Origin of the sequence: Streptomyces sp. NBC_01298, assembly GCF_035978755.1 — a bacterium.
Classification (GTDB): Bacteria; Actinomycetota; Actinomycetes; order Streptomycetales; family Streptomycetaceae; genus Streptomyces.
Genome location: NZ_CP108414.1, coordinates 1,311,233 through 1,324,850, shown reverse-complemented (window position 1 = coordinate 1,324,850; position 13,618 = coordinate 1,311,233). Strand labels below are relative to the sequence as shown.

General features: G+C 72.5%; 16 protein-coding genes. 9 read left to right on the top strand and 7 right to left on the bottom strand.

What is annotated here, in order from left to right; genetic code table 11:
• The first annotated feature begins 37 nt into the window (after nt 1-37).
• Nucleotides 38-1,408 (top strand): FAD-binding oxidoreductase, encoded by a 1,371-nt coding sequence (locus OG730_RS06085; RefSeq protein ID WP_327303221.1) that lies wholly within the window; start codon nt 38-40, stop codon nt 1,406-1,408.
• Here the strand turns inward: OG730_RS06085 and OG730_RS06080 are convergent.
• The 3 genes from OG730_RS06080 to OG730_RS06070 are packed head-to-tail and all read right to left on the bottom strand — an operon-like array spanning nt 1,398 to nt 2,443.
• A complete protein-coding gene (locus tag OG730_RS06080) occupies nt 1,398-1,721 on the bottom strand; it encodes a hypothetical protein (RefSeq protein WP_442815175.1) in 324 nt (107 codons plus the stop codon). The genes OG730_RS06085 and OG730_RS06080 overlap by 11 nt on opposite strands.
• Nucleotides 1,722-1,726: 5 nt before the next feature.
• Entirely contained in the window at nt 1,727-2,314 is a 588-nt protein-coding gene (locus OG730_RS06075) for an RNA polymerase sigma factor (RefSeq protein ID WP_327303219.1), read from the bottom strand.
• A 39-nt stretch (nt 2,315-2,353) separates the two neighbouring features.
• Nucleotides 2,354-2,443, bottom strand: a complete 90-nt coding sequence (locus OG730_RS06070; RefSeq protein ID WP_327303218.1) for an LPXTG cell wall anchor domain-containing protein — start codon at nt 2,441-2,443, stop codon at nt 2,354-2,356.
• 151 nt (nt 2,444-2,594) lie between these two features.
• Between OG730_RS06070 and OG730_RS06065 the strand changes: the two genes are divergently transcribed.
• The 3 genes from OG730_RS06065 to OG730_RS06055 all read left to right on the top strand — a co-directional run bounded on the left by OG730_RS06065 (nt 2,595) and on the right by OG730_RS06055 (nt 5,261).
• A complete protein-coding gene (locus tag OG730_RS06065; protein ID WP_327303217.1) occupies nt 2,595-2,897 on the top strand; it encodes an ArsR/SmtB family transcription factor in 303 nt (100 codons plus the stop codon).
• On the top strand, nt 2,894-3,286 hold the full coding sequence (locus OG730_RS06060; RefSeq protein WP_327303216.1) for a VOC family protein: 393 nt from the start codon (nt 2,894-2,896) through the stop codon (nt 3,284-3,286). Before OG730_RS06065 ends, OG730_RS06060 begins: the two co-directional genes overlap by 4 nt.
• Nucleotides 3,287-3,407: 121 nt before the next feature.
• Nucleotides 3,408-5,261 carry a hypothetical protein gene (locus OG730_RS06055; protein ID WP_327303215.1) on the top strand — a complete coding sequence of 618 codons (1,854 nt, stop codon included), beginning with the start codon at nt 3,408-3,410 and terminating at the stop codon, nt 5,259-5,261.
• A 54-nt stretch (nt 5,262-5,315) separates the two neighbouring features.
• Here the strand turns inward: OG730_RS06055 and OG730_RS06050 are convergent, their stop codons facing one another.
• Complete coding sequence (locus tag OG730_RS06050; protein ID WP_327303214.1) at nt 5,316-6,398, bottom strand: NUDIX domain-containing protein; 1,083 nt, start codon at nt 6,396-6,398, stop codon at nt 5,316-5,318.
• 153 nt (nt 6,399-6,551) lie between these two features.
• Nucleotides 6,552-7,193, bottom strand: coding sequence for a LysE/ArgO family amino acid transporter (locus OG730_RS06045; RefSeq protein WP_327303213.1), 642 nt, complete (start codon nt 7,191-7,193; stop codon nt 6,552-6,554).
• A gap of 70 nt (nt 7,194-7,263) precedes the next feature.
• On the opposite strand from OG730_RS06045, the gene OG730_RS06040 reads away from it, so the two are divergent.
• The 4 genes from OG730_RS06040 to OG730_RS06025 all read left to right on the top strand — a co-directional run bounded on the left by OG730_RS06040 (nt 7,264) and on the right by OG730_RS06025 (nt 10,692).
• Nucleotides 7,264-8,160: a LysR family transcriptional regulator ArgP gene (locus tag OG730_RS06040; RefSeq protein WP_327303212.1), complete on the top strand. Its 897-nt coding sequence runs from the start codon at nt 7,264-7,266 to the stop codon at nt 8,158-8,160.
• Between the two features lie 131 nt (nt 8,161-8,291).
• Entirely contained in the window at nt 8,292-8,684 is a 393-nt protein-coding gene (locus tag OG730_RS06035) for a TOBE domain-containing protein (RefSeq protein ID WP_327303211.1), read from the top strand.
• Nucleotides 8,685-8,858: 174 nt separating this feature from the next.
• Complete coding sequence (gene corA / locus OG730_RS06030; protein ID WP_327309163.1) at nt 8,859-9,947, top strand: magnesium/cobalt transporter CorA; 1,089 nt, start codon at nt 8,859-8,861, stop codon at nt 9,945-9,947.
• Nucleotides 9,948-10,065: 118 nt separating this feature from the next.
• Nucleotides 10,066-10,692 (top strand): GNAT family N-acetyltransferase, encoded by a 627-nt coding sequence (locus OG730_RS06025; protein ID WP_327303210.1) that lies wholly within the window; start codon nt 10,066-10,068, stop codon nt 10,690-10,692.
• Here OG730_RS06025 and OG730_RS06020 read toward each other — a convergent pair.
• Nucleotides 10,602-10,946, bottom strand: a complete 345-nt coding sequence (locus OG730_RS06020) for an ATP-binding protein (RefSeq protein WP_327309162.1) — start codon at nt 10,944-10,946, stop codon at nt 10,602-10,604. The genes OG730_RS06025 and OG730_RS06020 overlap by 91 nt on opposite strands.
• Before the next feature lie 389 nt (nt 10,947-11,335).
• Here OG730_RS06020 and OG730_RS06015 point away from each other — a divergent pair, with 389 nt between their 5' ends.
• Nucleotides 11,336-12,184 (top strand): chitosanase, encoded by an 849-nt coding sequence (locus OG730_RS06015; protein ID WP_327303209.1) that lies wholly within the window; start codon nt 11,336-11,338, stop codon nt 12,182-12,184.
• Here the strand turns inward: OG730_RS06015 and OG730_RS06010 are convergent.
• Nucleotides 12,157-13,584 carry a glycosyltransferase 87 family protein gene (locus OG730_RS06010; RefSeq protein ID WP_327303208.1) on the bottom strand — a complete coding sequence of 476 codons (1,428 nt, stop codon included), beginning with the start codon at nt 13,582-13,584 and terminating at the stop codon, nt 12,157-12,159. The two genes, OG730_RS06015 and OG730_RS06010, sit on opposite strands and share 28 nt — an antisense overlap.
• Between the last annotated feature and the right edge of the window lie 34 nt (nt 13,585-13,618).

Genomic DNA, 13,618 nt, shown 5'->3' with positions numbered 1-13,618 from the left:
CACACCGAGCCGAGCCGGGGCGCGAGGAGCGATGGCCATGGGCAAGCTCACTGTGGACCAGCTGAGTCAACGGGTACGCGGCACCGTCGTCACGCCGGGGGACGAGGACTACGACGAAGCCCGCACGGTCTACAACGCCATGATCGACAGACGGCCGGCCGCCGTCGTGCGCTGCGCCAACGCGGGCGATGTCATGGCCGCCGTCGACTACGCCCGGGAGAACGGGCTCGACCTGGCCGTCCGGGGCGGCGGGCACAGCGTGCCCGGCTTCGGCACGTGCGACGACGGCGTGGTCGCCGACCTGTCCGCGATGCGCGGCGTCCGCGTGGACCCCGTACGGCGCACGGCGCGCGCCGAGGGTGGCGCGACCTGGGGCGACTTCAACGCGGCCACCCACGCCTTCGGTCTGGCGACGACCGGCGGGATCATCTCCACCACCGGCGTCGGCGGCCTCACCCTGGGCGGCGGCATCGGCTACCTCGACCGCGGCCTGGGCCTGAGCTGCGACAACCTGATCTCCGCTGATGTGGTGACGGCGGACGGACAGCTCGTCGTGGCGAGCGAGCAGGAGCACGAGGACCTCTTCTGGGCGCTGCGCGGCGGTGGCGGCAACTTCGGCGCGGTCACCTCCCTCGAATTCCGGCTCAGCCCCGTGAAGGACATCTACGGCGGCCCGATCCTCTACGAGCTGGACAGCGCCGGCGACGTGCTGCGCGCCTACCGGGACTTCATCGCCGACGCGCCGGAGCAGCTCGGCGGGTTCCCGGCCTTCCAGATCGCCCCGCCGCTGCCGTTCATCCCCGAGGACCGGCACGGAGACACCTTCATTCTGATCGTGTCGTGCTGGGCGGGCCCGGTCGAGGAGGGCGAGCGCGCCCTCCAGCCCTTCCACGACTTCGCGCCGGTGGTCGCGGAGCACGTCGGGGTCATGCCGTATCCCGCACTCAACAGCGCCTTCGACGCGTTGGTGCCGCCCGGTCTCCAGCACTACTGGAAGGCCAACTTCGTGACGGAGCTGAGCGACGAGGCCATCGAGGCGCACCTGGTGCACGGCCCCCGCGTGCCCGCCGTGAACTCGACGGTCCACATCTACCCGATCAACGGAGCCTGCCACCGGGTCGCCCCGGAGGCCACGGCCTTCGCCTACCGGGACGCCTCCTTCGCCACCGTCATCGCCGGCATGTGGCCGGACCCCGCCGACAACGAGGCCAACACCGCCTGGGTCCGCGACTACTACGAGGCCACCGCCCCGCACTCGGAGGAGGGCGGCTACGTCAACTTCATGGCGGACGACGACCAGGACCGCATCCGCGCCAACTACAAGGGCAATTACGACCGTTTGGTCGCGGTCAAGAGGACCTACGACCCGGGCAACCTGTTCCACCTGAACCAGAACATCAAGCCCTAGCGCTCGGCGGAGGCGGAGGCGGGGGCTTGGCGAGGGTGCAGGCGCCGTCCGCGCACCGGCGCTCCAGGCGGCCGCGCGAGACGGTCTGCGCCAGGCCGACCATCCAGCACGTGGGGCAGCCGCGGAAGGCGACGAGGGCCAGTGGGGCCGCCAGCAGGGTGACCGGACCGGCCACGGGCACCAGGGCGATCGATCCGATGATCAGCCCGAAGCCGATGGCGCCGCGCGCCAGGTGGCGCGGGACGGACCTGCTGGCGTAGTTCACGCCGGGTGTCCCCCGTACCGTCGGCCGTGCCGGTTTCACGGTGTTCAGCCTGTTCACCGCCCTGCCTCTCCTTCTGCTCGTGCGACTGGTCGGTCGATCGCCGCCAGGGAGTGGCGCAGCGCCGCGCGGGCCCGGTGCAGCCGCGATTTCATCGCGGTCGTGCTCAGGCCGAGCGCGTCGGCGACCCTCCTGCCGGGCAGGCCCTGGACGTCCCGCAGGATCAGGACCTGGCGCTGGTCACGGGGCAGGGCGCTGATCGCGGCCGCGACCCGCTCCGCCTCCAGCCGGTGCAGCGCGGAGTCCTCGGCGGACGGTTCCGCGGGCTCCGGATGGTCCGGGGCCGCGGCCGCGTCGCTCCGCGGGACAACCAGTCGTAGCTGCCGCAGGCACTCGTTGCGCACGATCCGGAACATCCACGACGCGAGGGCGCCCGTGGCCCGCAGGGTGCCGATCTTCCGGTAGAGGATGATCAGCGCCTCCTGCGCCGCGTCCTCCGCGTCCTGGGGCGATGCGCAGAGCGAGAGGGCGAACTTGCGCACGTGGGGCTGTGACTCCATGACGACGGTGGTGAGCGAGGTGACGTCGCCGTCCTGGGCGGCCCTGATCAGCCGCTCGTCCGGCCAGGTGAAGCGTTGGTTCATGTACGGCTCATTCCCGGAGGTTCTCCCGTCTGGCTCTGGTCAGGCCCGGCTCTTGTAGCGCCGGACGAGGTGCCAACCGCACGCGCCCACGAGCAGGGCTCCGATCACTACGAGGCTGGTGATCATCATGGTGTTTCCTCCTGGATCCGTCGGCCCGTTCGGCCGGTACGGGGACAAGAGGCGGGGAGGCCCGAAAAGGATTCACCGGTCTTAGGCGCTCTTCTTCTTCGGCAGTCTCCCCGAGTTGATAGGCAAGTCACTGCTTGCCTATGCTGGGGTGGTGGCCGACGAACTCTTCAGAGCTCTGGCCGACCCGACCCGCCGCACCATCCTCGACGAGCTCGCGGAGAAGTCCGGGCAGACGCTGTTCGAGATCTGCTCGCGGCTGACGATGAAGCACCAGCTCGGCATCTCGCGCCAGGGCGTCTCCCAGCACCTCGCGGTGCTTGAGGCCGCCGGACTCGTCGAGACGAGGCGGGAGGGCCGGTACAAGTTCCATGACCTGAACACCGCCCCGCTGCGGCACATCGCCGAGCGGTGGCGCGCGCCCGACCCGTCCGGACCGGAAGAGAGCACCCCGTGAAGATCCACATGACCAGCGTCTTCGTCGACGACCAGGCCAAGGCCCTGCACTTCTACACCGAGATCCTCGGGTTCGTGAAGAAGCACGACGTCCCGCTGGGCGGAGGGGCCCGGTGGCTGACCGTGGTCTCCCCCGAGGAGCCCGGGGCCGCCGAACTCCTCCTGGAACCCGCCGGCCACCCCGCCGCCAGGACCTACCGCGACGCCCTCGTCGAGGACGGCATCCCGCTCGCCCAGTTCGCCGTCGACGACGTCACGGCGGAGTACGAGCGCCTGCGCGGCCTCGGCGTCCGCTTCACCCAGGAGCCGCTGGAGATGGGCCCCGTCACCACCGCCGTCCTCGACGACACCTGCGGCAACCTGATCCAGCTCGCGACCGAGCCGAAGTAGCCGCCCGCCGATATTGCTGCGCTCATGCGAACGTGTGTGCCCTACCCTGCGATGATCCACAACCAGGACATGCGCAGAAGGACTCACGATTCCCATGACTCGCCGAAGAGCCGGTGCACGAGTGCCCCGCGCACTCATAGCCGTTCTCACGCTCATCCTCCCGCTCACGGCGGCAGACCTGCTCTCCGCACCGGGCGCGTCGGCGGCGACCCCGACCAAGCCCGAGGTCACCAGCTCCGGAGCCTTCGAAGGGAACTGGGTGCCTTCCGCCGAAGGCAACAAGGCCGTCCCCTGCAACGGGCTGATGGGCAACGGCGGCCTGGTGCTGACCGCGGGCCTGCGCGACAACGACGGCGGGACCGTCACCCCTCGGTTCGTCGTCACCACCGCGGCGGGTGCGGCCGTACCGGTTTCCGACGTCACCCCCGTGCCCAGCGGCGGCACGGCGACGGCGAAGGTCCTCGCCCGGAACCTTCCCACCGGCGGCTACAAGTGGAAGGTCCGGGCGAAGGACCAGGAGGGCGCCTACAGCGCCTACACCGCCGCGTGCGCCTTCAGCGTCGACGCGGACGCGCCCGCCGAGCCCGTCACCGTCACCAAGGAGGACGGCAGCGACCTCACCACCCAGCCGGTGCGCACCAAGATGCGCCTCAAATTCAAGAATCCGGCCACCGACCTCGCCGGGTTCTGCTGGTCCATGGACCACCCCCTCTCCGTGTCCAGCCCTCCTTGCGGCGGGAACAACTGGATTCCGCTCGCCAACGGCGCCACGGAAGCCACCCTCGAAGTCAACCTGACGGTGTCGCCCCGGCACACGCTGGCGGTCCGCGCTTTCGACAAGGCGGGCAACGGCTCGACGACCACCGACATCTCGCTGGCAACGTCCCCGGCCTCCTTCGTCTACGCGGCAGGGCAGACTCCGCTGAACGGGACGCGCACGGATCTCCTCGGCGACCTCAACGGCGACGGCTTCGTCGACCTGCTCGGCCCCGAAGCCGACGGCGGCCTGCGCTTCTACGCCGGCAACGGAGCCGGCCGTGTGCGGTCGCGCGTCGTCGCGGAGTCCGGCTGGAAGGGTGCGCTGATCGCGCACGGCGGTGACTTCGTCGGATTCACCGGCTCCTCGGCCGCACCGGACGGCTTCGAGGACGTCATGGCCCGCTTGAGCGACAACAAGCTGTACGTCTATCCGGGCAATGGTCAGGGTGACCCCTCGTACGCCACCCGCCGGGAGCTGGCCCCGCCCGCCGGCCTCGGGTCCGCGGGCTGGGGGCGGCTCCAGCAGATCCTCGCCCCCGGCGATCTGGACCAGCGCACGGATGACGGCTTCAGGAAGGGCAACGACCTGGCCGTCGTCGAATGTGTGGACGACGCCTGCTCGGCCGCCCGCCTGCGCGTCTATTCCGGCCGGACCCTGTCCGACGGAAGCGCGGACCAGACCAAGCCCTTCGACTTCAAGAGCCCCGCGTTCACCGGCGGCACCAGCTGGAAGAGCTACACGATCCTCGGCATCGGGGATCAGAACGGCGATGGCGTGAAGGACATCCTCGCCCGCAACAAGCTCGACGGGAAGCTCTACCTCTATCCCGGCAGGATCGCCGCGGACGGCACGTTCGGCCTCGCGCCCCGCGCCACCTACGCCGCCGGGGGCTGGCAGCCCGGCGTGCGCCCGGTGATAGTCAGCCGGGGCAATGCCCAGGGCACCGTCGTCAGCAAGACGATCACCAGCGACGGTCAGGTCATCCCGTACAAGCAGTTCCAGCCCAAGGCGGGTGACCAGCAGGGCGACCTGTGGGCCACCACTCCGGCCGACCCCGAGCTCGTGGTGAACTACGTCACCAGCGGGGGTAGGGCGGCCACCACCACCTGCCCCACCGGCTGCCTGCTCTTCTATCCGGGTGGTCTCACCGGCTTCAGGGCGCCCCTGCTGGTCGGCGCGAGCGGCTGGGCCACCAGCGTCACCAACCTCTTCTGACCTGACCCACCCCGCACCACGAGCGGCGCCGCCGGACCGTCCGGCGGCGCCGCTTCACGCGCTGTCGGTCCGGTCCACCGGCCGGCCCGCGTGCAGTTCGACGGGGCCGTCCGCGGTGGTGCGCGCCGTGAGGGAGGCCTCGATCTGGCGGCGGAGGGACGGTTTGGTGTAGCGGCGCAGTTCGGCCGGGGGGACCGCGCGCCATGCGAGGAGTTCCGCCTCGGGCAGGCGGATCCGGGCCAGGGCGGCGGCGTCGAGGGTGCCACCGTCGTAGAGGAAGCGGACCCGGGCCGGATAGCCGGGACGGTGGGACCAGTTGACCGCGAGCAGCCGGCCCGGGGCGAGGTCGAGGCCGAGCTCTTCGAGGACCTCGCGGCGGGCCGCGGCGCGCGGGATCTCGCCGAGGTCGCTGTCGATGCCGCCGCCGGGGAGGTTCCAGTGGTCCGGATCGCCGTACGCGGGCCGCACCAGCAGGACCCCGCCCGCGGAGTCCGTGAACACCATGCTCGCCGCCGTGAGGGCCTTGGGGCGGGCGGCGCGGTGGCCGGCGGTGTCGTAGGCGCCCGCGTGTTCCAACTCCGCCCGGCGCGCGGGGTCGAAGCCGGCCGGGGAGCCGGGCTGCGGCACGCCCTCGATCAGGTGCGCGAGGGAGCCGGAGTACAGGGCCGCCAGTGCGGCGCGCAGGCGGGCGGCCTTCCGGGTGTCCAGGGCCGCGTAGGCCTCCTCGGGGGTGAGCCAGCGCGCCTCGGTGACCTCCCCGTCCGGGAAGGAGATCGCGGAGGTCTCCTCGGGGGTCAGCGGGCCGACCAGGTGGACGTGGACGACGAGGGACCGCCCGAGGGGCCCCGGCGGGCGGGAGTCCACCGCGAGCAGCCGCCCCACCGGCACGCTCAGGTCCAGCTCCTCCTTCAGCTCGCGGGCCAGCCCCTCCTCCGGGGTCTCGGTGTCCTCCACGCCCCCGCCCGGGAGCTCCAGCTCCGCCTTGTACGAGGTGGTGAGGACGAGCACCCGCCCGCGCGGGTCCAGCACGATCCCGGTGGCGGCCACGAGGGGGGAGGGCTGGGCGGCGTAATAGGCGCGGACCGAGTCGGTGTACGGGGACGCGGGCGGCGGCGGGGGCGGGGGCTGATCCGGCACAAGGGCTCCTGGAGGCGGGCGTGCGGGCGGGCGGGCACGGTGATCCGTACCCACTCGAGGAGTGTCCATGGGGTGGACCTCGGGGGACGGCGGCAGATGCCGGCGCCCGAGCCGGCGGGCGCCCGGCGCGGAAGGGGTCAGGCGCGGAAGGGTTCAGGCCCGGGCGAGGAGCAGGCCGCCCATCGTGACCATGGTGGCCGCGACGAGTCCGTCCAGGGCCCGCCAGGCCGAGGGCCGGCCGAGCGGGCCGCTGAGCAGCCGGGCGCCGTAGCCCAGCGCGCCGAACCAGGTGAGGCTCGCCAGGACGGCCCCGGCGCCGAAGGCCCAGCGCAGGTCGCCGCGGCCGGCGGCCAGGGAGCCGAGCAGCAGCACGGTGTCGAGGTAGACGTGCGGGTTGAGCCAGGTCATGGCCAGGCAGGTCAGCACGGCGCGCCGGGTGGCGGCGGAGGTGGCGGCGGGGCCGGAGCCGGGCCCCGGGACCCCGTCGAGGGCGCCCGGGCCGGGGCGCAGCACCCGGCGGGCGGCCAGGGCTCCGTAGCCGATCAGGAAGGCGCCGCCGACGAGCCCGACGAGGGTGAGGGCCGGCGGCCAGGCGGTGACGAACGCGCCGACGCCGGCCACTCCGAGGGCGATCAGGGCCGCGTCCGAGAGGGCGCAGATGGCGACCACGGCGAAGACCGACTGGCGGCGGACGCCCTGGCGCAGGACGAAGGCGTTCTGGGCGCCGATGGCGACGATGAGGGAAAGCCCGGTGCCGAAGCCCGCGAGGGCCGCCGGGATGATGCCGTGGTTCATGTCTTCGACCGTAGGCGGCGGCGCGGCGAGGAGTACAGCTAAAGATTCTTACCTACCATTAGCCGCTGTGATGGATGAGCTGCCTGTCGACCAGGTACGGACCCTGCTCGCGGTGATCGACGAGGGCACCTTCGACGCGGCGGCCGCCGCCCTGCACGTGACCCCCTCCGCCGTCAGTCAGCGCGTCAAGGCATTGGAGCAGCGGACCGGGCGGGTGCTGCTGATGCGGACCAAGCCCGTGCGGGCGACCGAGTCGGGGGAGGTCCTCGTCCGCTTCGCGCGGCAGCTCGTCCGGCTGGAGCGCGACGCGCGGGCCGAGCTCGGCATGGCCGAGGGCCTGGGGCCGGTGCGGCTGCCGATCGCGGTCAACGCCGACTCGCTGGCCACCTGGTTCCTGCCCGCGCTGACGGGAGTGCCGCAGGATCCGCCGGTCTGCTTCGAACTGCACCGGGAGGACGAGGCGCACGCGACCGAACTGCTCCGGGACGGACGCGTGATGGCGGCGGTCACCTCGCAGCCGGTGCCCGTGGCGGGGTGCACGGTGCGCAGGCTGGGGCTCGTGCGCTACCTGGCGGTGGCGAGCCCGGAGTTCGCGGCGCGGCATCTGCGGGGCGCGGTGGAGCGGGACCTGAGGGAGGCGCCGGTCGTCGTGTACGACCGGCTCGACCTGCTCCAGGACGAGTTCGTGCGGCTGCTGACGGGGGACGCGGCGGCCACGGCGTCCGCGGTACGCCACTCCGTGCCGACGTCGGAGGGGTTCTGCGACGCGGCGGCCGCCGGGCTGGGCTGGGCGATGCTGCCGATGGTGCAGGCCGACCCGTTGCTGGAGGCGGGCCGGCTGGTGGTGATCGCGCCCGGGCGGAGCCTGGACGTCCCGCTCTACTGGCAGCAGTGGAAGCTGGACTCGCCCGCGCTGTCGATGGTCGCGGAGGCGGTGGCACGGGCGGCCGCGGCGGCGCTCGACTAGGCCGTCCCTTCGGGGCCGTCTCCTTCGGACGCTTGCCCTCTGCCCTCTGCCCTGTGGCCTCTGCCCTGTGCCCTCTGCCCTCTGCCCTGTGGCCTGCGAGGACCGGTCGGGGGAGGGCTTAGGCTGCGGGCATGGAGTCCTACACCATCGGCCAGGCGGCGCGGCTGCTCGGCGTCAGCGTAGACACGGCCCGGCGATGGGCCGACGCGGAACGGTTCCCGACGCGTCGGGACGGCACCCGGCGGATGGTCGACGGGCCGGACCTCGCCGCGTTCTGCGTGGAGATCGCGCAGGAGGGCGGCGACGACGAGGGGACCCCGTACACCTCGGCGCGCAACGCCTTCCCCGGCATCGTGACGGGCGTGAAACTGGGCACGGTAGACGCACAGGTGGAGATCCAGGCCGGACCGCACCGCGTCGTGTCGCTGCTGACCCGGGAGGCCGTGGAGGAACTCGGCCTGGAGGTCGGGGCGCGGGCGACCGCGCGGGTGAAGTCCACGAGCGTCTTCATCGACCGGGCCTGAGGGCCGGCCGGTGAGGCCGGCCGTGGTGGTCGGCCGGGCTGGTCGGGCCGGTCGGTCGGTCGGGCTGGTCGGCCGGGCCGGTCGGGTCGGTCGGTCGGGTGGGCTGGTAGGGCGGTCCGCGTGCCGGTGGCACACTGGCGGCTGATCCGCCGAAGGGGAGTACGTCCGTTGTCCATGTTCAGCACCCTGCGCCGAGCCGTGCGCCGCAGCTACCGGCGGGCCGTCGACCTCAGTCACCCGGCCCGCTCCCCGCTCGGCAGCGCCGTCGTCAACTGCATCGTGTACCGGGACGGCGTGCGCCAGGACGGTCACGGCCACGCCGATGTCGGCGAGGCGCTGCGCCGCGTCCGCAAGACGGGCGAGGGCTTCGTCTGGGTCGGCCTGCACGAGCCCTCGCAGGAGGAGTTCGCCGGGCTCGCCGAGCTGCTCGGCCTGCACCCGCTCGCCGTCGGTGACGCGGTCCGGGCCCACCAGCGGCCCAAGATCGAGCGCTACGACGAGACCCTCTTCGCCGTGTTCAAGACCGTGCGCTACGTGGAGCACGAGGAACTGACCGCGACCAGCGAGGTGGTGGAGACCGGCGAACTCATGGCCTTCGCCGGCAGCGACTTCGTCATCACCATCCGGCACGGCGGGCGCGGCACCCTCGGGTCGGTCCGCGAGGAGCTGGAAACGCTCCCCGAGCAGCTGGCCAAGGGGCCGGTCTCCGTCCTGCACGCACTGGCCGACCACGTGGTCGACGAGTACGTGGCCGTCACGGACGCGGTGCAGAACGACATAGACGACGTCGAGACCATGGTCTTCAGCGAGCACGGCGGCCGCGGGGACGCCGGGCGGATCTACCAGCTCAAGCGGGAACTGCTGGAACTGCGCAGGGCGGTGGCCCCGCTGGCCCGTCCGCTCGCGCAGCTGAGCACCCAGCCGATCGCGGTCATCCCACCGGAGATGCGCACCTACTTCCGGGACGTCGCCGACCATCTGACCCGTGCCACCGACCAGATCAGTGCGTACGACACCCTCCTCGACTCGATACTCCAGGCCCATCTCGCGCAGGTGACCGTCGCCCAGAACGAGGACATGCGCAAGATCACCGCATGGGCGGCCATCGTCGCCGTCCCCACGATGGTCTGCGGGGTCTACGGCATGAACTTCGAGCACATGCCGGAACTGCACTGGACCTACGGATATCCCCTCGTGCTCGGCGTGATGGCCGTCGCGTGCTTCGTCATCCACCGGGGTTTCCGGCGCAACGGCTGGCTCTGACCGGCCGGAGGGCCGGAGCCGGAGCGCCGGAGCGCCGGAAAACCCCGGGAGGATGGCCCGTAGTGCCCGGTAGGGTCCCCGTGTTGGCGCGCGGACACGAGGAACGGGCAGGTCAGGCATGCGGCAGGCAGCGGCGGGCGCGGGGGCGACGGCGGAACTGGCCGGGGAACGGGTGCGGTTGGAGCCGCTGGAGCCGCGGCACCACGACGGGCTGTGCGAGGCGGTCCGCGACGGCAGTCTCTGGGAGCTCGCGGTGACGATCGTCCCGCACCCCGACGATGTGCGGGGCTTCATCGAGGACGCCGTCGAGGCGCGGGCGCAGGGCCACCAGATCCCGTACGCCACGGTGGACGCGGCGACGGGGCGGGTCATCGGGTCCACCCGGCTGATGGTCATCAACACCGCGAACCGGCGACTGGAGATCGGCTGGACCTTCCTGGCGGCGTCCCGGCAGCGGAGCGGTGCGAACACCGAGGCGAAGCTGCTGATGCTGACGCACGCCTTCGAGACGATGGGGATGAACCGGGTCGAGCTGCTCACGGACGTGCGGAACGCGAAGTCGCGGGCGGCGATCACCCGGATCGGTGCGCAGCACGAGGGCGTACTGCGGCACCACATGGTCATGCGGGACGGCTGGATCCGCGATACGGCGGTCTACAGCATCACGCGCCCGGAGTGGCCGGAAGTGAAGCGGGGCCTGCGGGCCCGCCTGGCGGCGCACCCGGTCGCCCCCACGGAAGGCTGAGCCGAGTCCCGACGACGCTCCCGCCCCCGGCCTACGGCCGCCCCGGCCGGAAGCGCAGGGTGAGGGCGAGCCCGCCGTCCGGGCCAGGCCGTCTCTTTCGGATCTTGTCGGGCCCGCGCCGCCAGGGCGGCGTGGTGGGCTTGGGTGACGGAGGCGGCGATGGAGAGTCCCAGGCCGTTGCCGGGCGTGGTGGTGCGGTCCGCGTCGAGGCGCCGGAAGGGCTCGAAGAGGCCGGGGACGCGGTGGGCGGGGATGCGGGGGCCGGGTGTTGGTCACCGTCAGGGCGGATCCGTCGAGCCCTACGCGTGCGTGGCCACCGGGGTGGTTGTACCAGACGGCGTCGCGGATCAGGTTGGTCAGCAGGTGCCTCCGCAGGACGGGTTGCCGGGAACGAACCACGGCGCGGCGGCGGCGCATTCGATGTGCAGGGCCGACCTGGAGGGTGGCGCGCTGGACGGCCAGGGGGGTCTTCAGCTCGTGGGAGGCGTTGGCGACGAAGCGCCGCCGGCCCGTGCGCGTAACTCCGGTGCCCGTAACGCCCGTGCCCGTGCCCGTGCCGTCCGGGGCCTTGAGGTGGCAGGACTTCTGGTAGTAAAGTTTCCTAACGAAGTCGCCAGAGCAACAACTCCCTTATGGAGGCACTGTGTTCACCCCCCACCGCAAGCGACTGACCGTAAGTACCCTGCTCGGCGCCGCCCTTCTCGCCGTGCCCGTCACCGCCCACGCGACCGCCGCCGCCCCCACCGCGGCGCCGGCTTCCGCGGAGGTGTCGGCCGCCGCCGCCGTCGGACTCGACGACCCGGTGAAGAAGGACATCGCCATGCAGATCGTCTCCAGCGCCGAGAACTCCTCGCTGAACTGGAAGGCGCAGTACAAGTACATCGAGGACATAGACGACGGCCGCGGCTACACGGCGGGCATCATCGGATTCTGTTCCGGCACCCACGACATGCTCGAACTCGTCGAGTACTACACGCAGATCAAGCCGGGCAACGTGCTCGCCAAGTACCTCCCCGCCCTGCGGAAGGTGGACGGCAGCGACTCGCACTCCGGGCTCGACCCCAACTTCACCAAGGACTGGGTGAAGGCGGCCTCCGATTCCGACTTCAAGAAGGCCCAGGACCACGAGCGCGACCGGGTCTACTTCAACCCGGCCGTGAAGCAGGGCAAGGCCGACGGAGTCGGCGTCCTCGGGCAGTTCACCTACTACGACGCCATCGTCATGCACGGTGACGGCACCGACTCCACCAGCTTCCGCAACATCCGCAAGCGCGCCCTCACCAAGGCCAAGCCCCCGGCCCAGGGCGGCAACGAGACCACCTGGCTGAACGCCTTCCTCGACGCCCGGGTCTGGGCGATGAAGCAGGAGGAGGCGCACAGCGACACCAGCCGTGTCGACACGGCCCAGCGGGTGTGGCTCAAGAAGGGCAACCTCAACCTCAACACCCCCCTGGACTGGAAGGTCTACGGGGACCCGTTCCACATCGGCTGACCGCTCCGCGGAGCGTGAGGCGGCGGTCCGGGGCGAACGCCCCTCCCTCCCCGGGCCGCCGCCCGCCGCCGCAGCGCCCACCCCACCAGCACGGCCGCGCCCGCCAGTCCGTACGCCACCGGGATGGTCGCCCCGCCCAGCGCGCGCACCGAGACGTACGCCGCCGCCCCCGCGACCGCCACCCCCAGCCACTCCGCGCGGCCGTCCAGCGCCACCAGCGCGATCAGCAGCAGCGCGTACCAGGAGTACCCCGGGGTCATCAGTAGGAACGCCGTGCCCGTCACCAACAGCGCCGCGCTCCAAGGCTGTTCGGGATCCCCGCGCCGCCAGACGTACGCCGACACCGCCAGCATCCCGACCGCGACCGCGGGCACCGACCAGGAGTCCGGGAGCACGAGGCGCAGCAGCGCGTAGCGGCCGCCCGCGCCCGGGTCCTCGTACCCCTCCTCCTCGGCGTAGCCGCCCAGGTAGCCGAAGACCGACGCGCGCGAGAGCAGCACGTACGGCAGATAGGTCAGGCCCACGGCCGCGGCCGCCGGCAGCAGCAGCGCCGCAGCGTCCCGCCACCGCCGTACGCCGGCCAGCGCGCCGGGCAGCAGTACGGCCGGCAACAGCTTCGCCGCGATCGCCAGCCCGAACAGGGCGCCGCCGAGGGCGCGTCGGCGCACCACCACCCCCAGCGCCGCCACCGACAGCAGGACCGCGAGCACGTCCACGTGCGCGTTGTTCACCGCCTCCACCGCCACCGCCGGACACCAGGCCCAGTACGCGGCGGTACGCGGCCGCGCGCCCCGGCGGCGCTGGATCAGCAGCAGCGCCCCGGTCACGGCGAGCGCCAGCAGGGCCCCGCCGGTCTGCAGGGCCTTGTGCCGCACGCCCGGCGGGGACAGGGCGTGCACCAGCCCGAAGTACCCCTCCGCGACGGGCGGGTAGACGGTGTGGACGGTGGGCCGGTTGATGCGGGTGCACACCCCCGGCTCGATGGCCACCCGGTCGGGCCCGGCGCAGGCGGCCGCGCCGCGCGGGAACAGCCAGTCGTCGCGCAGGGCGCGCAGCGCCGGATCGCCGGGGGCGTGGTCGTACGGGGAGATCCCGGCGGCCTGCACCCGCCCGTCCCAGGCGTAGCGGAAGGAATCGGTGCTGGTCAGCGGCGGCCCGGAGAGCCCCGCCGCGCAGACGGCCAGCGCGCCCGCCAGCACGAGGGGGACCACGTACCGCTCCGGGACCCGCCGCAGCGACCAGGCGGCCGCGCCGAACAGCGTCCAGGCGGCCGCGTACCACCAGGTGAGCCGCGCGGGGTCGGCGAAGTAGCCCTCCTCGCGGACGGCGGGCACGAGAACGGCGGTCAGCGCGGCGAGCAGCAGCAGGGTGAGGAGGGTCCGGGCGCGGGGGTGGTCCATACGGCCAGCCTGGCAGCGCGGGGCGCCGCCGGGC

Excerpts from the sequence above, each read along its gene's own strand:
- OG730_RS06085 (WP_327303221.1), top strand. The coding sequence starts at position 38 with ATGGGCAAGCTCACTGTGGACCAGCTGAGTCAACGGGTACGCGGCACC.
- OG730_RS06075 (WP_327303219.1), bottom strand. The coding sequence starts at position 2,314 with ATGAACCAACGCTTCACCTGGCCGGACGAGCGGCTGATCAGGGCCGCC.
- OG730_RS06070 (WP_327303218.1), bottom strand. The coding sequence starts at position 2,443 with ATGATGATCACCAGCCTCGTAGTGATCGGAGCCCTGCTCGTGGGCGCG.
- OG730_RS06045 (WP_327303213.1), bottom strand. The coding sequence starts at position 7,193 with ATGAACCACGGCATCATCCCGGCGGCCCTCGCGGGCTTCGGCACCGGG.
- OG730_RS06040 (WP_327303212.1), top strand. The coding sequence starts at position 7,264 with ATGGATGAGCTGCCTGTCGACCAGGTACGGACCCTGCTCGCGGTGATC.
- OG730_RS06035 (WP_327303211.1), top strand. The coding sequence starts at position 8,292 with ATGGAGTCCTACACCATCGGCCAGGCGGCGCGGCTGCTCGGCGTCAGC.
- corA (WP_327309163.1), top strand. The coding sequence starts at position 8,859 with ATGTTCAGCACCCTGCGCCGAGCCGTGCGCCGCAGCTACCGGCGGGCC.
- OG730_RS06025 (WP_327303210.1), top strand. The coding sequence starts at position 10,066 with ATGCGGCAGGCAGCGGCGGGCGCGGGGGCGACGGCGGAACTGGCCGGG.
- OG730_RS06010 (WP_327303208.1), bottom strand. The coding sequence starts at position 13,584 with ATGGACCACCCCCGCGCCCGGACCCTCCTCACCCTGCTGCTGCTCGCC.